This window comes from Thermotalea metallivorans (assembly GCF_001562415.1).
Taxonomy (GTDB): domain Bacteria; phylum Bacillota; class Clostridia; order Peptostreptococcales; family Thermotaleaceae; genus Thermotalea; species Thermotalea metallivorans.
The window spans coordinates 21457-43773 of the sequence record NZ_LOEE01000055.1 but is presented as its reverse complement, the minus strand read 5'-3'; the positions used below and the strand labels follow the sequence as shown (position 1 = coordinate 43773).

Here is a 22317-nt window from a genome sequence, read left to right as displayed (position 1 = left end):
GATTTTAGGATAATATTTTATGGAAAATCAGATCATCTATGTAGCTTTTTGTTTCCTCGTCATAGTGATGTTGATAGACACAGCCTGCAAAAGTAAAACCGCAAGACAATACAGTGTTGATAGAGGCTCTGTTATTGCTGTAAACATAGGTCCTGGCAATCTTGACCCCTTTTTCCTTTAGCCGTTCCAAGCTGTATAAGGTGATTTCCTTTGCAATTTTATACCCCCGATAATTTTTGTCTACTGCCGCCGTTAAATAAACGGCATGATTCCTATTGTCTCTTCCTCTGACAGCCCTCAGTACAGCTAATAAATTTTCGCCCTGAAAAGCCCCATAGGCAAATATATTATCGTCTATAATCCATTTTTTAATCTCATCCTCCGACAAAATCTCAGCAAAAGAAACTTCAGCCTGTTCCTCAGCCAGTCCCCGAAAGAGGAGGACAGCTTTTGGAACATCTTCCACAGTCAGCTCTCTATAAACCATCGTCATACCCTTTCCCCCTTGTAAGGTTATAAATTTTCATGAATTGTCCTGAGCTCCCCCTTATCCACAATTTTTTTCTTAAAATCGTCGAAATAGTTAAATTCGCCTATGCGAAGAATCCGTATAGGCATATCCGCCACAGAAACCTCTATCTCCGATATGGAATGCTTCTCCATCTTGACGCCGTCGCAGGCAATTAGGATTTCACGGCTCAAAGATTTCATAATTTCAAATCGAATGACCGTATCCAAAGGAATAATCATAGGTGTCTTTAAAGGCCTGTTTACGCTATTGTCATTGGGATGAATAGGAATCAACTGATACAGGGGCAATTCGGAGTGGGTAGCCACGCCTCCGGCCCATATTCCATAGCCTGTGGCACCTATGGGGGTAGCAATAATAAAGCCGTCCCCCGTAAAATAATTAAAGGGCTGTCCGTTGATATATATTTTCGCCTCCATCAATCTGGGTTCTAAATGCTTGATCACGATTTCATTAAACCCATAATCTTCTATGATTTCTTCATCATTTGTTTTTACCCTGGCTTTGATTAGAGGATAGCTATGGAGATCATATTTTCTCTCCTTCAGACAATCGGCCAGCTTTGCTAAATTTTCGGGAGATATGGCAGGCAAAAAACCAAGGGTTCCTGTATTGATACCGATAAAAGGTTTTTGTAGAAATTTATATTGTCGTATGGCACTCAGCATGGTCCCATCGCCACCAATGACGATAATAATGTCGGGATGGTCCTCGGTGACGATAAACCCGATCCTCTTTAAATGTTCTGTCAATGCTTCTCGCACAGCGATGCTTTCCTGTTTTTGGTTATGATGAATCAATACCCTTTTCAAGCTATCACCCATTTTCCGGTTTTTGATATTTATTCTTTATTTCTTTATTTCATGGAAATTTCCTTTTTCCTATCCTTGATTTATCTTAATTTTTTTACGCCAAAATACTCCAACATTAGATCTGATTGCAAATACATATGAATAAATAAGGCCAGTCCTCCTGCCATAGCTGTCAATGCTCCCGGTTTCAGGGCACTTTTGTAAAAACTGGTGAAAAAAACGGGTCCCAGGGCAATACCAAGAAAACGAAAACTATTATACACCGCTGTCACGACGCCCCTCTTCCCCGGTGGTGCACAGCTTGTGACAAAGATATTCAGGGCTGTCAAGGCTGCCCCCACAGCAATGCCGATAGCTTCCAGGACTATCAGCCTGTAAAGAAGCATTTTCAAAAAAGGCATCACCAACAAGCATACAACACATGCTGTCAAGCTCCCCGCAACAAGTTTTTTGTAAAGGGTTTCCTTATTTTTTAAATAGGCCCCGGACCAATAGGCAACAATAGACATGGTCATGACAGGCAGCGCAACAATAAACCCCCTTTTCAAAACATTTCTTTTGAGTTCTCCTCCGATAATATCTGAAATATTTGCCAAAATACCATATAAAATAAATAAAGTAAGAAAGCCGCCAGCAAGGCAAAGGATCAGGGATAGCCCCTTTGCCTTAAGAATAGCAAAGATTTCCCCAAAATATATTTTCAAGTTTTTACGTTCTCCATGACTCCTCTCCTCTTTGATAATAAACCAGATCATGACGCCTATGGGAATCGTCAAAAAAGAATAAGTAAAAAAAATGAGATACCAAATAATCATGGCAATGAGGGACCCTAAAACAGGACTGACAACCTTGCCCACCCCATTGGATGCTTCCATGATCCCCAAAGCCTTACTTTTTTCTGTCGTAGAAAAGGTATCACTGACCAGTGCCATGGCAATGGGAGATGTTCCGGCGGCTCCAAAGCCTTGAATAATTCTCCCCCATAGGATCCATGGATAGGGTTCCCGGGAAATAAGGCTTGCAAAACCTGATACCAGTCCCCCTATACCATATACAATCAATGCCGGAATCATTACATTTTTTTCCGATTCTATCAGAAACAAATCCCAAAAATGGAATCACCAACGCTGCCGAAAAAGAAAAATAGCTGATAATCAGATTTGCTTCCAACTGGCTGATTTGCAGCTCCCTTTTTATGTCTGCCAACGCAGGAATCAGCATAGAATTTCCTAAAACCATGATAAAGGGTACAAAGGATAAGGCAAATATTTTTATTGTCTGGTCTTTTGTCATTTTTCCACCTGATTTCATCGTCCAATTTCTTGCACAAAACATTATTTTATTTATTTTTTCCTTGTTTATACTATTTCATGTTGAATTTGCATCACATATTTTTTTATTTGTCTACAGATAATGAAATTAAGAGGTGATCAAATGAAACATAAAATTGTTGCCGTAAGGAAATTTCATGATGGCAGTGTCCAAAGCATAAAACTTGACGATGGAAATGTATTAACCATTGAGCGTGCCATTGACGCAGCAAAGGCTGGCCTGATTGACAATGTCCGTGTAGAAATTAACGATGCCGGAAGGGAATATCTGCAGCCTACTTCATCAGCAGGCAGATATAAATACCTGGAAGATTTTCCTACATTCTAAATGCAAAAAAAGAAGGTGACCAAAAGAGTCACCCTTTTTATCGATACATATTGCGCATAAACATCCTTTTTCTCCTGGAAGAAGTACTTAAAATTTGAAAAAGCAGCCCTCGGTATACCATGATAAAGGTCAAGAGAAATTGAGCCACCCCATAGACCGCAAGGGAAGAAACAGACAGTGAAAACAAGTCTCCACCGAAAAACAGGCTGGAGCTTAAACCTCTCCCCGTAATCAGCACCAATAGGACGCCCAATATAACGTTGGGAACAAACCAGTTGAACCAGTTTTCTTTGATAAATTCAAAACAATAGCGAAAGCTTTCCCCCACATGATAATGCTTTTGATAAATTACCTCCGGCAGACAGTTTAAGAGAATAAAAGCAACTAACTGTATGAGGGCCCATAGGGAAACAAAACCTATGCGAATGCTGAATATGGGACTTAAAAAGAGGGCAGCACCATAGTTTACAAACCAAATTACAAACAGAATTCCATAAATTTTCCAGATGTACACTTTAAATCCTTGTTTAAAATCTTGAAAATCAATCTTTCCGTACTGAATAATATTTTCAATCAAATAAAGATAATTGGAAAACAGGGCGCTTTGCACCAGAGTGATAATGATCCCCGCCAAGATAGAAAATAAAAAAACAGTCCGTCCCAACAAGAGTAAAATGAGGGCATATACAAAACCCGTAAAAATGATAGGCCAGTTTTTTATGGTCAATCGAAGGCTTTTGGGCAGAATCTCTTTATTGATTTCCAGTATATCCTGCAATACATTCATGGACAACTCTCCTTTATAAATAGACTTTGTAGAATTTGGATTTGGCAAAAACCTTATGCTTCAAGTCATAGTCAAAGAGCAGCGTGATAGGCTCCCTTTCTATCGAAAGGCAACGGGGATTCTGAATAATTTTTAGAATATCATAGGCAAAGCTTTCAAAATGCACCTTTTTGAGAATCTGCTTGACAGGAAGCCCTTCATATTGAGGCAGGTATTGGGCAATATTCCCCTGATCCTGCAAGAAGCGATGCATTCTGTTTTTGAAATCTCTATTCTCTCCATGGTGAAAAAAGTCTGGTAGCGCACCCTTTCCCTGCCTTACATAATCAAATTTAAGAATTTCCTGAAAAATATCCTTTGCTTCAAAACTTCTATGCCCATAAAATTTCAGCAAAATCTCATATAATTCATTTCTGCCATGGGAAGTACGATGGTATCCCGATTCTTCCCAATAATGGGCTAAATCCAAATAAAAATCAGAAGGACGATCATAAAAATTGCACAGGATGAAAGCCACGGCATAATCAAAGCCATGGGAATTATAATATATCTCTACCATTTCTTCCATCATTTTTAGCTGAAGCATTTCATCATAACTTATATACCGGTTGGCCAATACCTCATAAGGGGCTTCATCTTTATAAATATAATCATGGAATTTTTCATCCCTTCGAATACCAGAGCCTTTCAGCAGTTTTAAAAATCCTAGCTGCAATTTTTCCGGCTTGAGGGCATACACTTCATCAAAAGATGTTCGAAAACGCTGGAAATTCTCATAAGGCAGCCCTGCAATCAAGTCCAAATGTAGGTGTATGTTCCTAAATTCTGAAATTTTTTTTACCGTCTTGCTTAACTTGTCAAAATTCACCCTGCGGTCAATGGCTTCCATGGTTACATCATAGGTGGTTTGGACACCTACTTCAAACTGAAACAGCCCTTCCCTGACCTGGGATAAAAATTCCAATGTTTCTTCATCCAACAAGTCTGCCGTGATTTCAAAGTGAAAATTGGTATACCCATTGTCCCTTTTTTGGATATATTTCATGATTTCTAAACTGTGGCTCTTTTTGGCATTGAAGGTTCTATCAACAAATTTAACCTGTTTCACTTTCTCTTTTAAGAAAAGGTCCAAATCCTTTTTCACGCGATCCAAGGAGAAAAATCTCACACCTTTTATAGTGGAAGAAAGACAATATTTGCAGTTATGGGGACATCCTCTGGAACTTTCATAGTAAATAATCTTGTTTTCGTAGCCTTCTAATCCTTCAGAAAAAGGCGAAGGAATTGCATCTAACTCTTGAATGAGTTCCCGCTCTTCCGTTTGATAAACACATCCGTCCCTCCTGTAGGCTATGCCCCGGATGTCTTCCAATTTCCCTTGCCCCTTGCATATATACCTTAGTAGCTCCTGAAAGGTAACCTCACCCTCTCCTATGACAATATAGTCGATAAAATCATGTTGTTCCATCAGATCCACGGCATCAAAACTTACTTCCGGCCCTCCAAGAACAATCGTAACTTGGGGATTCACCTTTTTTAAATTCTTCCCGATGGTCAGCGTTTCAGATATATTCCATAGGTAGCAGGAAAAGCATACCAAGTCATATTTTCCTTTATAAATCTCCCCCAGTATATAATCTGCATCATGATTTACGGTATATTCTCTGATTTCCATATTTTCGAATTCGTTTTTGCAGTAGCTTTTTAAATACTGCAAAGCCAGTGAAGCATGGATATATTTCGAATGCAGCGTGGTAAGCAATGTCTTCATAGCCAAATCTTCGTTCCTTTCCGTCCTTTGTCCTCTTCTTATTTGTCATCTTATAATCCCATTATAACACAAAACCTATGGATAAATACCAAGAGACAGGTAATTTTATACCTATCTCCTGTACCCCAAAATATGAAGAAATCTTATTTTTTGAAAAGTATAGTTTGATACAGGATAATCGATGCGGTCAATGGTATGGGCTGCAATCAATATTTTGTCCAGTCGCCTTTCTCCCGGAAGAATCTCCACCACCACAGGTGTATGGTTGTATATGCCGTCATCCTCAAAATCTAATTGGATTAAATCTCCCAAGGTAATGCCATACAAGTCCGTCTCCTTCGCCACAGGTCCCGTGGATCGATTATACAGGAGAAATCTATGCAGGTATTTTACACTGGTCCATGCAGGAGCTCGATCATTTAAACTGCGATAGTACCACCCGTTGGGACTGTAATTCATGGGACAGCCCCCGGCATGAAGCACCTGGGAAGCAAAGTTTGTACAGTCACCCCCCATTTTTTCAAAATCAGCATATCTTGGATTCCGTCCCAGAGCCCATTGCCTTGCATAGGCAACGGCATCCCTTCGATTATAGGGCTGCAAACTGTTATTCAACATTCTATAATTCCCCTTTTCATTAAATCATTCTTATACTTTTTTTATCTTTTTTGTCATGAAAAGATGCATCAACGGCCTATTCTCTTTCCTCAAACTTTATCAGCCTGGGCCTTTCATCCAAAATACTCTGATACTGACGGATATCTCCATACTTTCCTTCTGGATCGAGGGTCATGTATCTTTTATATTTTTCCAGCCTCAAGGCTTCATTTGCCCACCCATAATGCTTCAACCGAATATGGCAGTCACATCCGTTCAGCAGATGAATATTATTGGGAAATCTCCCGCAATGTTGCGGTGTTTCATGCCAAGTATACTGATAATTGGGCTGGTATCTTATGAAAAAGATTTTGTAATGAAAGTGGGCTTGCCAATAGGCATCTTCCCTATAATGGGTTTCATCCCATAAATCATAGAGTCTGAAACCGTAATAATCAAAGGAAGATTGATTCATTAGTTGATCTATATGATCTATGATCCGGTCTTCAAATATTTCATCGGCATCTAAACATAAAATCCAATCAGGTCTCGTGGCAACCGTAAGATCCCACAACTGTTTTCTCAAAAGAATTTCATTGTGAAAATTTGATTGTCCATTGGAAATAATTTTTAATGGGATTCTTTTGAGGGTCTCCCTGCATACCTGAACCGTATTGTCTGTGCTTCCATCGTCCAAAATAATGGCTTTGTCGATATACCGGGCCGCATGGGTCAAGGTTTGCTTCAAAAACTTATTTGCCTCATTCCGGACAAGCATGGCCAATGTCAGCTTATTGTTTCTATCTTTGTCTATTCTGATCTTTTCTTCCAGCAAATCTATCAATGAAAATCCCAGCAAACTCTCCCCCCTATCATTTTTAAAAGCCATAAACTCCACGATCCATTTTTTTTGATCAGCATGGACGAGATGGAGATTGGCCGTAAACCGCCGCTCCATTTTTTCTTTTCCCTTTATTTTTAATGCAAAAGACAGATTTGCCTCTGCCTTTCCTGATATGGGATCAAATCTTGAAACGTCAACATCCAAGGGGAGGGCCTCGCAGACAAGGCCATGTTTTATCTGATAATCAAGGATTTCTTTTTGTCTTGCAAACAGCTTGCGGGCATAGGAAGACGATACATGGGCCAATCCCTCAAAGCCGGTGGCAATCCGGTAGTCACAAGATAGATAACTGATCACAAAATCTTTGATGACGTCTATGACTTCCTTTGTATCTGCCATTGGCCTATGCCATGCCACCCATTTTCTGTTTTCATTTCCTTCAAACTGTTTTTTATAAGCCTCTACCCCCTCTAAATCCTGCTGTCGATAAATATGATAAGGGGGATAATGGGTATCTGCATATAATTGAAACCCTAAGGCCGCTGCCCTTATGCAAAAATGTCTGTCTTCCCCCCAAAAAGAAATATTGTAAATCTTGTTATAATTCACTCCGGCTTTTAGGGCTTTTCTACTGATTAAAGTACATGCCCCTAATCCGCCCACCGCATAAACGCCCGGCTGTTTTAGTTTTTCGAGAAATCTTAAATCCTTTGCACTCTCCCTGTCTTGGACACTCCCCCTTCCTTTTATTTCTTCCGTCAGCGTATACTGATCCTGCAACCATACCTGGGGCAGCTCCGGAGAATCGGGATACCATTTGGTCCAAAAAACTTCAGCAATGATGTCTTTTTCCGTTTCAACAAGGTGTTTCAATGTTTTGGGATGCAAAACAATATCCGAATCAACTAAAAACAAATAATCATAGTCCTGATCCATGCAATATTTTATCATAGCATTCTTATACGCTGCCACTTTCCAGATCAAGTGTTCCTTCCAATGATGGGTTTCCTCATTGCAAACATAGGTATCTATACGTTCCCCTGCCTGAATTTTTACCGTTCCATCCACTACTTTATAAAAATTCTCCAATAGGAGGGTAGATTCCCTGCAATCATTATCATCAACAAAGTAAAAATGTATTTCCAAGCCCTCCTTATGGAGACTGGCTAAAGAAGTTAAAAATTCCCGTAAAATTTCCGGCCTTTGCCGCACAGGACTTCCTACCAAAACCCTTACCTTCTTTTCCATTTCTACACCTGCCTTCATATGCCCTTTATGTTTTTAATGCCCTTGATACCCATCATACAGTATCTCTACTCCTGTCCGGTCAATGGCAGAGAGTTCTTGGATGGACCGAAGAACCTCCCTGGCTGCCATTCCTTTGAATCCATGGTGATAATAGAGTTTCGCCAGTGCCAATAAGACTTGGTCGGAATGGATATAGTTCAATACATTGAGTAGTTTTTCAAACAAAACAAATGCTCGCACCTTCAATAAGTCCTCCAAAATCTCCATGGTTATCCCTAAACATTGGGCAGGGTCATCCTCTTCCGACAAAATGGCCTTGTTCTCCCCTTGAGCAATTGAATACAGCTGCAAACATACCCGATAACCGAAATCATCCCCGATCTCTTTTAATTTTCCCAGAACGGAGGATACCTCCCTGTCATTTCGGATCAGATGTATTATGAATTTTTTCTTCAAACTCTCCCCATACTGGGGATGATTTGCATTAACCCTTTCCAATCTTTCTAAAGCTTCATCAAATCTTTTTTGATAGAATAAGTTTTTCCCCATGATAAAATTGATTTCATGATGGTCTTCTACCATTTCCCCAGCCTTTTCCAAGTACCCTTGGGCCAAATCATATAATCCTTCTTGCATGAGGATATCCGCAATGCACAAAAGACTCGGCCCATGATGAAGGTGAAAATATTGTGCAATTTTATATGAAACAATTTTTTTCTCCTCGTACATCTTATTGAAAATCTTTGCAATCCTATAGAGAATATGCCGAGCATTGGGATTTAATTTCAGTGAATTTTCAAAACAAATCAAAGCTTTCTCATAATCTTCAAATTTATAATAGATCTCTCCCAGAGCTTGATAAGGCCTGAATGTCCCCGCCCCATTAAGGAATTCCAGCTGGATCGGGGGTTCCCCAAGCTCCAGACATCGTTTGAAACGGTCAATGGCAAGGGTATATCTTCCATCGGTGAAATGGATCCATCCTCTAATAAACTCTAGATCCGTAAAATTTGGGAAATGCGTCATCCCTTTTTCGATCTCTGCCAAAGCCTCCCCGTGTCTGCCCAACTCCTCGAGACACATAATCCGGCGAATAACCAGTTTAGGTGCAAATCCCACATGGAAGTCAAGGTGATTATATGCTTCGTCGTATAGACTGAGGGCTTTCTCCTTCTCCCCCATGGCATAATATTCATTGCCTAAGTTAAATAAATGGAATTTATTTCCCGGATCTTCCTTTAATTCTTTTTCAATGATGGCAATATTCCGGTTTCTTTTATTTTTTTCGACAGCCACTTGGTTCAAATAACCATAATGAAAAACACGAATATTCTCTGTTGAAAAATTACGGTAATCTATTTTTCCATCCACCCGGGCAATTTGTTCATGGATCGCTCCAACAAATTTATAGCGTTGATTATTCCTAAGAAGTCTAAGATTCAGATTGGATACGGTATCCCTCCCCGGCTTCTCTCCGGCAAAGCTCAAGGTTTTAAAATAATGGCCGTCTTTTTGGGAGTTGTTGATAAGCTCAATAAATTTTTCTTTGTCTTCACTGCAAAATTCATCATCCCCGTCCATTAATAGAATCCAGTGTTTGCTGGCAAATTGAAGGGAATAATTTTTGGCATTGCTGAAATGATCATCCCAGGCATAATGCTTTACAATAGCCCCAAATTTTTCAGCAATGGAAAGGGTACGATCCTTTGATCCCGTATCCACAATAATCATCTCATCTACCAAATCCTTTACACTATTTAAACATCTCTCCAAATATTTTTCTTCATCCTTTACAATCATGCACAAACTGACGGTTTTCATCCTTTCCATATGCTCTCCCCCTTTCACATCCTGCTACTATCATAATATTTCTCTGATCCCCCCTATGGTGAAAATATAAAGGCTGACTAAAATGAATTTTAGTCAGCCATCCATAGGATTATACATGGGCATTGTAGAATACGGCAAAGGTTGCTGTTGCCCCTCCTGTTTCATAGAACAGACGGGTATACCTCAGGAATTCCTGGGCCACAAGAACTGCCTTCTCCCCTGCCGCTACCGCTTTCGCGCCGCTCCCGTCATCAACAAAATAACTGCTGGCAGTGGTAGGACTGATTTGCAGATTTACGGTTATGGTGCTGGAGCCGGTATTATAGACATAGAAGGAATACATGCTTTGTTCTCCTGTTTCTTGTACAAAAATTGCTCCTGAATCCGTTACGCCCGCAATGGTCGTGCTGGATTCTGTAAATAGACGGGATGACAGTTGGATACTGTCGGTTGCTCCGGATAAAGGTCTGATGTCGAAATCGATGGCCGTCACGGTGATGCTGTCAGTAGCTCCCGATAAAGGTCGAATATCGAAATCAATAGCCGTTACAGTGATGCTGTCGGTAGCACCTGACAATGGCCGGATATCAAAATCGGTGGCCGTTACAGTGATACTATCCGTAGTCCCCGATAAAGGTCGAATATCCAAGTTTGTGGCCGTTACCGTTACGGTTCCCAAGTCCAATCGGCCATTGGCATCCGTAAGGATCGGTCTTGCGGTTCCCCCTCCGTCTACACCGTTAATCAGTGTTTGAAGCTCCTTCGCCACATTGTTGAAAACCAAATGATTAGGCATAGCTTACTCCTCCCTTAATCTTTCATTATGCCTGTTTTATGATGATGAATGGTCCCTCCTTTTTGCACTTTCATGGCAAATCTCCGAGAAATAATATACCTGTCCCTTTTCTCGGCAAGTAAAAGACATAAGCACCTACAATGCTTATGTAAGTCGGTACTGTTGCGTTATTGCTGTGCTTGATACCATATCTTAATTTTTGAAGTATCGCCCTCATAAATATTTTTTGCTGCTATCCTTGTAAATTTTGCATAATACCGGGGCACCAAAGGCTTCATTTCCCCTGGCATAAGTTCCACAAAGCCGGGATCATCTACATAGTTCACATTGTCCGGACTTACTTGAAGCTTTGCAATCATAGCTTTATTTCCAACATTTTGTACAAAATAAGTTATTTCTTTTATCAGGGATGTATTGTTGGAGGAAGAATATCGAAAAAACTGATCTGTATCCAAAACTTCAATTTTTTCTATAAACGCAGTTCCATTGCTACATATGCATTGACAGCTGACCTTCGGGGCATAACAAATCTCTACGGCGGGTTCCAAGGGTGAATGAATAATGGTTGTCACCCTTTTCTGGGTATCATCTTCCAGCTCCATACCTTTTAAAACTATGCCAAAATTCGGTATTTCCTTCTGATACCACTTCTCCACCAGGTTCGTAATATTAAAGGTGTAAAAGCCTTCCCTTGTAATTCTTACTGTCTCTCCTCGGATATTGCTGTCAAAGGGTGGTTGATTGTGCCAGTTGAGCGTATGCACCGACCAATCCTCTGTCAATGGATAAGGTGTAAAATCTTCCATTGTTTGAAGGCCGGCAAATTGAACATAAATTTTTAGGGTTGCCTTCAAAATTTCTACGTCTGATGGAATTTCATGCAAAGAAAACTTTAAGAGTATACGATTAACCTTCTCTCTGTTGAGCCTCCCCAAGAACATGGATTTCAGAGAGCCAAAAACGGTAAAGGGTTCATTTTTGCTGACTTGTGCCGTATAGACCTGGCTCTTGATGCTGATTACGCCCACAATTACTTCCCCCCTTGAAAAAAACAAAAACCTTCTGTGCCTTTGGCTGCCGTGCACCGTTACAGAAGCCACACATCTTTCTGTCTATCTGTAGATTCACTATTTCCTATATATCATAAAAAATATAAAATCTGAAGCACCACGCTTGTCTTTCTACTTTATCTTATTCCCATCCCCTATTTCATGTTCATGTATTACAGACCATTTTGGAAAAAAAAAGATAATAATCAAATTTTAAAGATTTTATCAGTTTTTGAAGGTTTTGACCGATTTTTATCGAATTATTGCATATATCATGTTTACGTAAGAAAGGTGGTTTATATGGAACAATTTGACAGAATATCCATTGAAGAAATTTCAAAAAAAGATATGTTGATGATTATCAAAGCCCTTGAATATACAGGAGAAAACACAAAAATTGCTTCCTTCATCAATTTAAAAGACAGCATTGTCAAACAATTGAGCGAGTTGGCTGACACAACGGAAGAAGAATTCCTTTTATATTTGCAAAAATAATAATGTAGAAATTCTCCTGTATCATATTCTATAAATCGATACCATAAGCAAAAATCACAGTCTTGCCTTTCGCAAAAACTGTGATTTTTTGATCCTTTACATCTTTTCTGGTGCAGCTACTCCCAGTAAAGCCAATCCGTTTCGAATCACTTGCTTTACAGCATAAACAAGGGAAACCCTTGCTTTTTGCAATGCCTTATCTTCCACGATAATGGGACAATCATGATAAAATTTATTAAAAGCCTGGGCCACATCCACAATATGTCTTGTAATTATGGCAGGTTCATACTTTCTGGCAGCGTCTGCAACTACTGTGGGAAACTGCTGGATCAGTCTGACCAAATTCATGGCATCCTCATTGGACAACAGACGATAATCGATCTTTTCATCAAGTCCCACCTCAGCTTTTCTTAAAATGCTGCAAGCCCTGGCATGGGTATACTGCACGTAAGGTCCTGTTTCCCCTTCGAAGGATAAGGTTTTGTCCCAAGAGAAAACATAATCCTTGATCCGGTTATTGGATAACTCTTGGAATACTACGGCTCCGATGCCTACCTGTTTTGCCACTTCATCCTTGTTTTCCAGATTAGGATTTTTGGCACCGATGATTTCCTTTGTCTTTTCTACTGCCTTATTTAAAACATCCTCCAGGAAAACTACTCTGCCTTTTCTTGTGGACATGGTTCCTTCCTCCAAGCTTACCATGCCAAAAGGTACATGTACGCAGTCCTTGGCCCAGTCATAGCCCATCAACTCAATAATCTTGATCCACTGTTGAAAATGCAGGATTTGCTGGGACCCAACCACATAAATATTCTTATAGAAATCATAATGTTCTTTTCGATAAATGGCAGCAGCGATATCCCGTGTAATGTAGAGGGTTGAACCATCACTCTTTCGGATGAGGGCCGGCGGCATGCCATAGGGTTCCAGATCAACAATTTCAGCTCCCTTTGACTCCTTCAGCAACCCCTTTTCTTCCATGATTTTTAGCACCTTGGGCATTTTGTCGGAATAAAAACTTTCTCCGGCATAGGAATCAAATCGGATCCCCAACATGTCATATACACGATGGAATTCTTTGAGGCTTTCATCCCGAAACCACTGCCATAATCTTAAAGCTTCCTCATCGCCTTCCTCTAACTTTTTAAACCATAATCTTGCTTCATCTTCCAGAGAAGGATTCTTTTCCGCTTCTTCATGGAATTTTACATAGAGCCTTAAGAGGGCAGGGATGGGTTCTGCTTCCACTTCCTTTTCATCGCCCCAATTTCTAAAGGCTACAATTAATTTTCCGAATTGTGTACCATAATCCCCCAAATGGTTAATCGTAATCACATGGTACCCTAAATAGTTATAAATATTGGCGATGGCATGGCCGATAACCGTAGTTCTGATATGGCCGATATGGAAGGGCTTTGCGATATTGGGCGAAGAGTACTCTACAATTACCTTCTTTCCTTCTCCCATGGCTGATGCGCCAAACTTGTCTTTTTGATGGAATACCTCTTCAATGACGGACTTGGCAAAGATGGTCCTGTCAATGAAAAAATTCACATAGGCAGCAGCATTTTCAATCTTTTCAAACAAATCTGCCTTTCCTATCTTTTCAACAATTTCCTGGGCAATGATATTGGGAGATTTTCTAAGAGTTTTGGCCAGCTTAAAACAGGGAAAAGCAAAATCCCCCATTTGCGGATTCGGTGGAATTTCGATCATCTCCAACACTTGATCATATTCCAGTTGATCAATTTGATCCGTTAGAACTTTTGCAATCTCCTTTTTAAAATCAATCATTTTTTATCTCCTCCTTCAAACCTTCAAGCATATATACTTTTTCACATTGATTTCAAATAAAAAAACCCCGCCCCTCCATGCAAGAGACGAGAGTCATATCCCGTGTTACCACTCTTATTGGTACAAATTGTACCCACTCTGCTCCCCTATAACGGAGGGAATCCGTTTTGCCTACTGGCACCTTCAGCAAAAATCTCAGAGGTGCGCTTCAATCATAGCCGTATGCCGGACTTCCACCAACTCCGGCTCGCTGCCATACATTGCTAAGATTTACTCTCCTCATCATCGACAACGTCTTAATTTTGAATATTAATGTATCATATATTTTTTACCAAATCAAGTCTTTTTATCATTGAATTTTCTATGCTCCTTTTTTGTATGACGCCACCGTCCTTGACAAATATTGCATGCCACAGCCTCGGACGCTTATATTTTTTTAAAGTCGCCATGATTGGAATATGGTACAATAAAATAAATACAGTTTTTGGAGGGTTGACTTTGTTTGAGAAATCTACTGCACTGCTCATGAAATACTTTATTGAGGAAAAAGAATTCTTTCTTTATCCCTATCAACCGATAAAAGACATCACCGATGTTATACTCCATAAGCAATTATGGTTTCAAGAATATTTTTTAGAATTTCTAAATGGAGACTTGTTTCTGCAACGCTCCTTCGAAGGACAAAAAAATCATCTCTATACTTCCATTAAAAAAATCCAGATCAACAACCGATGGAAAAAACTATTTTTTTATAAAATTCTGCTCCTAGAAAACCATGATATCCAAGAACAATGGAATCAACTGAAGGATCTTTGCCAATGGATAGACGAAGAAAAAATCAATCTTCAATTGATTTTTATTCATCTGCCTTCGGGGCAGATCATCAGACCTTACTCCAATTTCGAGGATCAAGAACAAATCGTCTCTTTTCTAACAGACTGTCTCGCCCGTATCCCCTGGGAAGAGCCAGAATACATTGATCTTTTGGAAATAGAAAGTGCCACAAAACAGACAAAAGGATACTATTTCCCCAAAAAGAAATTTTATGTTACCACTTTGCTCCTAGGGGTAAATATCCTCATCTGGTTGTATATGTCCCTTACGGGTAGCACTACCGATACCTATCATTTGATTGAATTTGGGGCCAAATACAATCCTTTAATTGCAGATGGGCAATATTATCGACTGTTTACAAGCATGTTTCTTCACATCGGCATCCTACACTTGATGTTTAACAGCTATGCCTTGAACATGTTAGGAAAAGACGTGGAGGCCATCTACGGCACTTTGAAGTTTTTAGCCATCTATCTTATCGCCGGCATCTTTGGCAGCCTAGAAAGCTTTCTATTCAGCAACGCCGTATCGGCGGGGGCTTCCGGGGCCATTTTCGGCCTTATGGGTGCTTATATCTATTTCGGCATACGCAGGCCGGCCATTTTTTCAGCACGATACGGGCTAAATTTGGTGTCCTTGCTGCTCATCAACATTATCTTTGGTTTAACTACACCGGGCATTGACAACTTTGCCCATCTGGGTGGTTTTTTCGGAGGCTTTTTGGCTAGCTGGGCCCTTGGATTAAAAAAGGAACAATGGATTGGGAGAAAAAGACTTATCCCTCAAATCCTTGTCTTGCTCCTGTTTATAACCTCCCTTTGGACAGGAGTAAAAATTCAGCAGGATACTTGGCAATACCATCTTCACAAGGGAGTTGGCTACCTTCGGGAAGAAAATCTTGCAAAGGGGCAAGAACATTTGGAAAAGGGTATGTCCCTAAACCCTGATGTAGCAGAGTTCCCATATTATCTAGCCTATGTATATTATCGCAAAGGCAATATCCCTGCTGCCCGGCACCATCTGGAGCGTGCCCTGGCACTGGATCCCCAAGATGAAATGGCTAGGCAGTTTTTGCAGGAGCTGGAAAAAATCCAGTAATTTTCAAATGCCATCACAACAGCAAGGCAGTTCTTTTATGGACTGCCTTGCTTGGATTCATCGTTTTGATTTGTCCCGATACGATCCTTTCCCTTAATATTTCATACAGTTTAACTTTTCTTCTGAAATATCTTTCATAACTTCTTTTGCCAACTGAAAGATAGTTTTTATCTTCTCATCCTTCATGCTGTAATAAATAAACTTGCCTTCCTGCCTTGCCTCCACCAAATCACTTTCTCTAAGGCACTTTAGGTGATTGGATATCTTTGATTGACTGAATCCTGTAAATTCAATAATTTCCGTTACAGTCTTTTCTCCTTCCATAAGACTTTCAAATATACAAAGCCTGCTGTAATCTGCGAACCCTTTGAAAAATTTGCTGATTAATTTCAACCGCAAAATACCTTCTTGATCTAATTTGATCTGCATATTTCATACCTCTTTTCATATAAAATATATCATAGTATTTAGATATTTTCCTATCATTATACTATGTTATATTTTATATCAGCACTTAGTTGATTTCAACCCGATCTCCTGTTACCATAAAAATTGTTCTTTCACAAATATTTACAGTATGATCTGCAATTCTTTCAAGATATCTTGCGACTAACAGCAAGGAAGTGGCTTGATTGGCACCCATTGGATTCTGAGATAATATATTGTGCAATTCCTCATAAATATCTTTATATAAATGGTCCACAGCTTCATCTATTTCAGCCGTCTTTTTAGCCATATGAATATCTTCTTTCATAAAACTTTCTATACTGTTCTGAAGCATTGTTTCAATGATCGTTGCCATTTTGGGAATATCAATCAAAGGCTTGATTAATTTTTCATTTCCTATGCTTAATGTAATTTTTGCAATATTTACACCATAATCTCCAATGCGCTCCATATCCGTAATCCCTTTTAAGATGGCTCCAATTCTTCTCAAATCTTTTGCAATAGGTTGCTGCAAAGCGATTAAAGACATGCATTTATTTTCGATCTCTCTTTCCAGTTTATCTACTTCATCATCCAACTGGATTGCCCATCGGGCTTTTTCTAAATTTTGTTCCTTTAAAGACTCTACAGCTTTACAAATAACTTCTTGAACCTTTTCTCCCATTTGCAAAAACATCATTTTTAATATTTCTAATTCCTTTAAAAAATGCTCCCTCATTTTCTATTCCCCCTATCTTAGCCAAATCTTCCCGTAATATAATCTTCTGTCCTTTTGTCCCTAGGTTTCGTAAACAAAATATCCGTCTGTCCAAACTCTACCAATTCCCCATTTAAGAAAAAACCAGTATTGTCTGAAATTCTTCCTGCTTGCTGCATAGAGTGGGTCACAATCACAATGGCATAATTTTTTTTCAACGTTTCAAAAAGCTCTTCAATTTTCATCGTTGCAATAGGATCCAGCGCTGATGTAGGTTCATCCATCAGCAACACCTCCGGCTGCATTGCCAAACATCTGGCAATGCATAGTCTTTGCTGTTGTCCTCCCGATAAAGCCAATGCCGATCCATGGAGTTTATCTTTTACCTCATCCCACAGGGCTGCTCCTTGTAAACTTTTTTCTACAATTTCATCCAACTGGGCTTTATTTTTTATCCCATGTCTTTTTGGCCCATAGACTACATTTTCATAGATAGATTTGGGAAAGGGATTCGGTTTTTGAAAGACCAGCCCCACACGTTTTCTCAGCTCCACCGCATCAATTTCATTTTTCATAATATCTTTTCCATCCAATAAAATTGTTCCCTCTACTTTTGTTCCCGCAATCAAATCATTCATCCTGTTTAAAGTCCTGATAAATGTTGATTTGCCGCATCCCGACGGTCCTATCAACGCAGTAATTTTTCTATCCTCTATGTCTATAGAAATATTATCCAAAGCTTTAAAATTCCCATAATAAAAAGTTAGATTCTCTACTTTTATTTTGATTTCCATCGTCTACCCTCCTGAAAATCTGTTAATCCATCCTGTTCTGATACTTATTCCTTAGCATAACTGCGGCCCCATTGGCAAAGAGCAGTAATGCCATTAAAACAATAATTCCTGCTGCAGCAATATTTTTAAACTCTTCTTGAGGCCTTGATGTCCAGTTAAAAATCTGTATTGGCAATACAGTAAAGGAATCCAAGGGGCTACTTGGCAAGAAAGCAACATACCCTGCAGCTCCTACCATAATCAGAGGGGCTGCTTCTCCCATAGCTCTAGAAATAGCTAGAATTGATCCCGTTAAGATACCCGGCAAAGCATAAGGCAGAACAACTCCAGTAATTGTTTGCCATTTCGTAACTCCTAAAGCAAAGGACCCTTGCTTTAAAGTTTCTGGTACACTTCGAATGGCCTCCTGGGAGGCTACGATGATTACAGGTAAAATGAGCAACGTTAGGGTCAATGCCCCCGACAAAATACTTCGTTCAAATTGAAGCATTTTCACAAAGACTGCTAAACCCAGCATTCCATATACGATAGATGGTACTCCCGCCAAATTGGAGATATTCAACTGCAACAATTTATTCAACCATGTTCCTTTCTGGGAGTATTCTTCCAAATAAAGGGCTGTACCTACACCAAGAGGAAATGAGAAAAGAGCTGTAAGGGATATAACCCAAATGCTCCCAGCCAAAGCCGACTTGATACCTGCCTTTTGAGGAAATCTTGAAGGCATATTCATGATAAAATCTATACTAAGCCATGCTAATCCTGTTTTTAAAATCTGATACAGCAGTAAGCCTAAAACGAGGATGCCAAAACCTGTCGCACCCAGAATTATACTGTAAAATATTATATTTTTTGCTTTTCGAATACGTATGTTTCTCGACTTTTTTTGCTTGTAGATATTTTGCTCTGTCCTAACTTCCATTAATACTCCTCCCTATATCTATTTACAATCATTTTGGCAATTATATTCATTACAAAGGTAATCACAAACAACATTGCTCCTACGGCAAATACAGTCTTGTATTCTATGGTACCGTGCTGGATATCTCCAAGACTGATATTTACCATAAACCCTGTCATTGTCTGGATACTCTTTAGTGGATTAAAAGTCAGCACAGGACTTTGTCCTGCCGCAATGGCCACAATCATTGTTTCTCCAATAGCTCTGGAAACAGCCAAAACAAAAGCGGATCCAATACCAGACAAAGCTGCAGGAACAATTACCTTGGTTGCCACTTCAAATTTTGTAGATCCAAGGGCATAGGCTCCTTGCCGGATAGAATCTGGAATAGCCATCATAGCATCTTCACTCAGAGAGGCTACCATAGGTATAATCATAATGCCTACGGCAATACTAGCACTGGCTGCGTTGAAAACCTGAGTCTGCGGCAAAAATTTCTGCAATATTGGCGTAATAAAAGTTAAGGCAAAAAAACCGTATACAATAGACGGGATGCCAGCCAATATTTCCAGCAATGGCTTAATGATTTTCCGAACTCTTTTCGGTGCATACTCACTTAGATAAATAGCACTGCCCAAACCAAAGGGTAAAGCAATGATACTGGCCCCTATGGCAATCATCATTGTACCTACAAATAAAGGCAAAATTCCAAAATGCCTGGGTTCTAAGGTGGGCGTCCATTTTGTACCGGTAAAAAATTCTGTAATGGATACTTCTTTAAAAAAAATAATAGTCTCACTGAAAAGTGTCCACACAATGGCTATGGTTGTTAGAATAGATATGCCTGCAAAAAATCTTAAAATAGTTTCAATAGTAAATTCTCCAATTCTCCCTCTGTCTTTTCTTTTTTGTTCATTTTTCATGGTAATCCTCCTATTCCATTGGGAAGAAAAAATCTTCGGCAATATTGCCAAAGATAATTAATTTGATTTCTTTTAAAATTGTATCATGATATTATGATTTGTTCTTGTTATTTTTTTATTATTTTTGTTAAGTTTCTGTTAAGTTTCTATCTGAAATGCATCGATAGATTCTTTTAAGTTTTGAGCCAATATCTTCAAATTATTTGCATAACCCTTCATTTCTTCCACCGTTGTGAATTGCTGTTGTGTTGTTACATTTGCTCTCTGGACTGCTGCAGAAGTTTCATTAGCAATTCTTGAAATTGCCGATACAGTTTGAATAATTTCTTCCTTTTCCCCATTCATTTGTTCAATGGCGGCAAGAATATGTTGGACATTTGAAGACATTTCACAGGTTGCTCTCAAAATCATCTCAAAAGCTCTCTCTGTATCCTTTACAGCTCCATTCTGCTGTTCTACAATCTTTTCGTTTTCTTCCACAACACATTCTATATTTTTAGCTTTTTTACCTATCTCATCAATTATTTTTTGAATGCCTTCCGTCTGTCGTGAAGCTTGTTCTGCCAGCTTTCTGATTTCCTCGGACACTACAGCAAAACCTCTCCCCGCTTCCCCTGCCCTGGCCGATTCGATTGCCGCATTGAGGGCAAGCAAATTGGTTTGTTTTGCAATATTGTTAATGGTATTTACAATCACGCCTATTCGCTGCATTTCTTCCATAAATTCCATCACAACTTTATGAATCTTCATGGAAATTTGATGGCTTTCTTTAGATTTTTCACTTAAAATCTTAATCTGGCCAAATCCGTCATGAACTACTTTATCCGCATCATTGGAAGCCTTGGTAATCACCTCCGTACATTCATTTACACAGTAAATAGCATCCGCCAACCTGTCTATTTTATGAACACCTATTGCCACATCCCGTGCCTGCTCCTCAGCCCCTGTTGCTATCTCTTCAACAGTTTTAGCCACATGGGTCGCAAACCCATAAACATGATAGGAAACTTCAGAAATTTTATGGGCTGCATCAGAAACTTGATAAGAAGCCACTATAATTTCTTCAATAAGTCTGTGCAAATTTGCAAGCATATCATTAAAACTGTCATTGAGCATGCCGATTTCCCTGCTGGTACGAAAGTCTGCCTTTACTTTTAAATCTCCTTCAGACACTCTTTTCATTAATTGCGCCAACTGTCCGATAGGTACAGTAATGGCCTTGGAATATATCAAAGATACCATGAAACTGATACCCACTAAGCCTAGTATGATTACACCCATAAAATTTCGGATGACCATAATACTTTTTTCATATTCATTTTTACTAATTGTTGCCACGATTAACCAATCTGCATTTTGCAATTTTTGATAGGCAGCAATTCTCCTGTCATTCTTTGATGCATAACCGTCTACCCCGCCCATGAAATTCTTGTTCTTTTTAAAATCCAATATTTTCTCTTGAATAAAGCTGCTTTCATCTTTTGTCAATAATTTTTCAAAGTCCTTATGATGGAGGATGATCCCTTTTTCATTTACAATATAAACATATCCGGTTTCGCCAGGTTGTACATTCCGAATGGGACTTGTAAATTTCTCTAAATCAAACATCACTACCATTACACCCATTTGGCTGGCTAAACTATCAATGGATCTTGCCACCGGGATGACAATTCTGCCCGTAGCCTTCGATCTCATTGGTTCCCCAATGACAAATTTGTTTCCTTCTTTTATCTTTTTAAAATACTCTGTCTCTGTAATATTCATTTTGGTATAAACTTCCCTGTAAGGAGATCCATCAGCGACAATGTTTCCCCTCAAATCTGTAATGAATATAGTTTCATAAAGTTTTTCAGAGCTCTTTACGGCATTTTTTAAAGACAGCAAAATGTTGTTTAGCTTAATCACGTCATTGAGAGCACCATCTCCATTGATATCTTCCAATAATACAAGCAAATCTGATTGGGCTGCCAAACCTTTTAAAATATTTTCAGCACTGCCAATGGTTGTATCGATATTCCCTTTGATCCCTTCGGCATAGGCAGCAAGCATTTTTTCTTGAGCCATATTGACCTGTGTATGTACTTTCTTATAAGTAACAACGCCCATAAACACAACAGGTAGAATAGATATCATCATAAAGACGATCATCAACTGTTTTCGCAAAGACATGTCTGAATTTTTCAAGGGGATATGGAAACTCATGTTTTTTCGTAGGGGAGATCCCATGAAATTATAAAGATATTCTATCATTTGGCGGAATCTTTCTTGCATCATTTTGCAGCCTTTTTTGCCTGCAGGGTGCTTGGTTAGTTTTTTAAAAATACGATTACAGCAAATGCAGATTTTTTCTTTCCACTGCACCTTTTTGCTTAGCATCTTCATCTCTCCTCAGACGTATATTCTGTTGTG

The 22317-nt window shown here is 39.3% G+C and carries 19 protein-coding genes, 1 pseudogene and 1 other annotated feature; of the genes and pseudogenes, 3 read left to right on the top strand and 17 right to left on the bottom strand.

Going from position 1 to position 22317, the window contains the following annotated elements; all coding sequences use genetic code 11:
- Window positions 1-4 precede the first annotated feature (4 nt).
- The 3 genes and pseudogenes from AN619_RS11900 to AN619_RS11890 form a co-directional block, all read right to left on the bottom strand.
- Window positions 5-493, bottom strand: a complete 489-nt coding sequence (locus tag AN619_RS11900) for a GNAT family N-acetyltransferase (RefSeq protein ID WP_068557251.1) — start codon at window positions 491-493, stop codon at window positions 5-7.
- A 20-nt stretch (window positions 494-513) separates the two neighbouring features.
- A complete protein-coding gene (locus tag AN619_RS11895) occupies window positions 514-1341 on the bottom strand; it encodes an NAD(+)/NADH kinase (RefSeq protein WP_068557249.1) in 828 nt (275 codons plus the stop codon).
- An 80-nt stretch (window positions 1342-1421) separates the two neighbouring features.
- A pseudogene (locus AN619_RS11890) lies at window positions 1422-2562 on the bottom strand (MFS transporter).
- A gap of 213 nt (window positions 2563-2775) precedes the next feature.
- On the opposite strand from AN619_RS11890, the gene AN619_RS11880 reads away from it, so the two are divergent.
- Window positions 2776-3000 (top strand): DUF3892 domain-containing protein, encoded by a 225-nt coding sequence (locus AN619_RS11880; protein WP_068557242.1) that lies wholly within the window; start codon window positions 2776-2778, stop codon window positions 2998-3000.
- A gap of 37 nt (window positions 3001-3037) precedes the next feature.
- Here the strand turns inward: AN619_RS11880 and AN619_RS11875 are convergent, their stop codons facing one another.
- The 7 genes from AN619_RS11875 to AN619_RS11845 all read right to left on the bottom strand — a co-directional run bounded on the left by AN619_RS11875 (window position 3038) and on the right by AN619_RS11845 (window position 11901).
- A complete protein-coding gene (locus AN619_RS11875) occupies window positions 3038-3787 on the bottom strand; it encodes a hypothetical protein (RefSeq protein WP_068557240.1) in 750 nt (249 codons plus the stop codon).
- Between the two features lie 13 nt (window positions 3788-3800).
- Window positions 3801-5558, bottom strand: a complete 1758-nt coding sequence (locus AN619_RS11870) for a B12-binding domain-containing radical SAM protein (RefSeq protein WP_068557238.1) — start codon at window positions 5556-5558, stop codon at window positions 3801-3803.
- Window positions 5559-5669: 111 nt separating this feature from the next.
- Window positions 5670-6176 (bottom strand): amidase domain-containing protein, encoded by a 507-nt coding sequence (locus tag AN619_RS11865; protein ID WP_068557236.1) that lies wholly within the window; start codon window positions 6174-6176, stop codon window positions 5670-5672.
- Window positions 6177-6252: 76 nt separating this feature from the next.
- Window positions 6253-8247, bottom strand: a complete 1995-nt coding sequence (locus AN619_RS16360) for a glycosyltransferase (RefSeq protein ID WP_068557234.1) — start codon at window positions 8245-8247, stop codon at window positions 6253-6255.
- 33 nt (window positions 8248-8280) lie between these two features.
- Entirely contained in the window at window positions 8281-10077 is a 1797-nt protein-coding gene (locus AN619_RS11855) for a tetratricopeptide repeat-containing glycosyltransferase family 2 protein (protein ID WP_068557232.1), read from the bottom strand.
- A 109-nt stretch (window positions 10078-10186) separates the two neighbouring features.
- On the bottom strand, window positions 10187-10873 hold the full coding sequence (locus tag AN619_RS11850) for a DUF6385 domain-containing protein (RefSeq protein ID WP_068557230.1): 687 nt from the start codon (window positions 10871-10873) through the stop codon (window positions 10187-10189).
- A gap of 167 nt (window positions 10874-11040) precedes the next feature.
- Window positions 11041-11901: a DUF6385 domain-containing protein gene (locus AN619_RS11845; protein WP_068557228.1), complete on the bottom strand. Its 861-nt coding sequence runs from the start codon at window positions 11899-11901 to the stop codon at window positions 11041-11043.
- Window positions 11902-12222: 321 nt separating this feature from the next.
- Here AN619_RS11845 and AN619_RS11840 point away from each other — a divergent pair, with 321 nt between their 5' ends.
- Window positions 12223-12417, top strand: coding sequence for a hypothetical protein (locus AN619_RS11840; RefSeq protein ID WP_068557225.1), 195 nt, complete (start codon window positions 12223-12225; stop codon window positions 12415-12417).
- A 96-nt stretch (window positions 12418-12513) separates the two neighbouring features.
- On the opposite strand, the gene argS is transcribed toward AN619_RS11840, so the two are convergent.
- Window positions 12514-14214 carry an arginine--tRNA ligase gene (gene argS / locus AN619_RS11835; RefSeq protein ID WP_068557223.1) on the bottom strand — a complete coding sequence of 567 codons (1701 nt, stop codon included), beginning with the start codon at window positions 14212-14214 and terminating at the stop codon, window positions 12514-12516.
- A 79-nt stretch (window positions 14215-14293) separates the two neighbouring features.
- Window positions 14294-14509: a binding site (T-box leader), on the bottom strand.
- A 203-nt stretch (window positions 14510-14712) separates the two neighbouring features.
- Between argS and AN619_RS11830 the strand changes: the two genes are divergently transcribed.
- Entirely contained in the window at window positions 14713-16146 is a 1434-nt protein-coding gene (locus AN619_RS11830; RefSeq protein ID WP_068557222.1) for a rhomboid family protein, read from the top strand.
- A 93-nt stretch (window positions 16147-16239) separates the two neighbouring features.
- Here AN619_RS11830 and AN619_RS11825 read toward each other — a convergent pair whose 3' ends face one another.
- From AN619_RS11825 to AN619_RS11800, 6 genes are all read right to left on the bottom strand, one after another.
- A complete protein-coding gene (locus AN619_RS11825) occupies window positions 16240-16575 on the bottom strand; it encodes an ArsR/SmtB family transcription factor (protein WP_068557220.1) in 336 nt (111 codons plus the stop codon).
- Between the two features lie 85 nt (window positions 16576-16660).
- A complete protein-coding gene (gene phoU, locus AN619_RS11820) occupies window positions 16661-17311 on the bottom strand; it encodes a phosphate signaling complex protein PhoU (RefSeq protein WP_068557218.1) in 651 nt (216 codons plus the stop codon).
- A gap of 17 nt (window positions 17312-17328) precedes the next feature.
- On the bottom strand, window positions 17329-18084 hold the full coding sequence (pstB, locus tag AN619_RS11815) for a phosphate ABC transporter ATP-binding protein PstB (RefSeq protein ID WP_068557216.1): 756 nt from the start codon (window positions 18082-18084) through the stop codon (window positions 17329-17331).
- A 22-nt stretch (window positions 18085-18106) separates the two neighbouring features.
- Entirely contained in the window at window positions 18107-19006 is a 900-nt protein-coding gene (gene pstA / locus AN619_RS11810; protein ID WP_068557213.1) for a phosphate ABC transporter permease PstA, read from the bottom strand.
- Complete coding sequence (gene pstC / locus AN619_RS11805; RefSeq protein ID WP_068557212.1) at window positions 19006-19908, bottom strand: phosphate ABC transporter permease subunit PstC; 903 nt, start codon at window positions 19906-19908, stop codon at window positions 19006-19008. Before pstC ends, pstA begins: the two co-directional genes overlap by 1 nt.
- Before the next feature lie 138 nt (window positions 19909-20046).
- Window positions 20047-22284, bottom strand: coding sequence for a methyl-accepting chemotaxis protein (locus AN619_RS11800; protein ID WP_068557210.1), 2238 nt, complete (start codon window positions 22282-22284; stop codon window positions 20047-20049).
- Window positions 22285-22317 lie beyond the last annotated feature (33 nt).

What these genes read in the sequence shown, in the direction of transcription:
- AN619_RS11850 (WP_068557230.1), bottom strand. Translation starts at nt 10,873, where the DNA reads ATGCCTAATCATTTGGTTTTCAACAATGTGGCGAAGGAGCTTCAAACA.
- AN619_RS11800 (WP_068557210.1), bottom strand. Translation starts at nt 22,284, where the DNA reads ATGCTAAGCAAAAAGGTGCAGTGGAAAGAAAAAATCTGCATTTGCTGT.
- AN619_RS16360 (WP_068557234.1), bottom strand. Translation starts at nt 8,247, where the DNA reads ATGGAAAAGAAGGTAAGGGTTTTGGTAGGAAGTCCTGTGCGGCAAAGG.
- AN619_RS11825 (WP_068557220.1), bottom strand. Translation starts at nt 16,575, where the DNA reads ATGCAGATCAAATTAGATCAAGAAGGTATTTTGCGGTTGAAATTAATC.
- argS (WP_068557223.1), bottom strand. Translation starts at nt 14,214, where the DNA reads ATGATTGATTTTAAAAAGGAGATTGCAAAAGTTCTAACGGATCAAATT.
- AN619_RS11865 (WP_068557236.1), bottom strand. Translation starts at nt 6,176, where the DNA reads ATGTTGAATAACAGTTTGCAGCCCTATAATCGAAGGGATGCCGTTGCC.
- AN619_RS11855 (WP_068557232.1), bottom strand. Translation starts at nt 10,077, where the DNA reads ATGGAAAGGATGAAAACCGTCAGTTTGTGCATGATTGTAAAGGATGAA.
- pstA (WP_068557213.1), bottom strand. Translation starts at nt 19,006, where the DNA reads ATGGAAGTTAGGACAGAGCAAAATATCTACAAGCAAAAAAAGTCGAGA.
- pstC (WP_068557212.1), bottom strand. Translation starts at nt 19,908, where the DNA reads ATGAAAAATGAACAAAAAAGAAAAGACAGAGGGAGAATTGGAGAATTT.
- phoU (WP_068557218.1), bottom strand. Translation starts at nt 17,311, where the DNA reads ATGAGGGAGCATTTTTTAAAGGAATTAGAAATATTAAAAATGATGTTT.
- AN619_RS11840 (WP_068557225.1), top strand. Translation starts at nt 12,223, where the DNA reads ATGGAACAATTTGACAGAATATCCATTGAAGAAATTTCAAAAAAAGAT.
- AN619_RS11880 (WP_068557242.1), top strand. Translation starts at nt 2,776, where the DNA reads ATGAAACATAAAATTGTTGCCGTAAGGAAATTTCATGATGGCAGTGTC.
- AN619_RS11870 (WP_068557238.1), bottom strand. Translation starts at nt 5,558, where the DNA reads ATGAAGACATTGCTTACCACGCTGCATTCGAAATATATCCATGCTTCA.
- pstB (WP_068557216.1), bottom strand. Translation starts at nt 18,084, where the DNA reads ATGGAAATCAAAATAAAAGTAGAGAATCTAACTTTTTATTATGGGAAT.
- AN619_RS11900 (WP_068557251.1), bottom strand. Translation starts at nt 493, where the DNA reads ATGACGATGGTTTATAGAGAGCTGACTGTGGAAGATGTTCCAAAAGCT.
- AN619_RS11875 (WP_068557240.1), bottom strand. Translation starts at nt 3,787, where the DNA reads ATGAATGTATTGCAGGATATACTGGAAATCAATAAAGAGATTCTGCCC.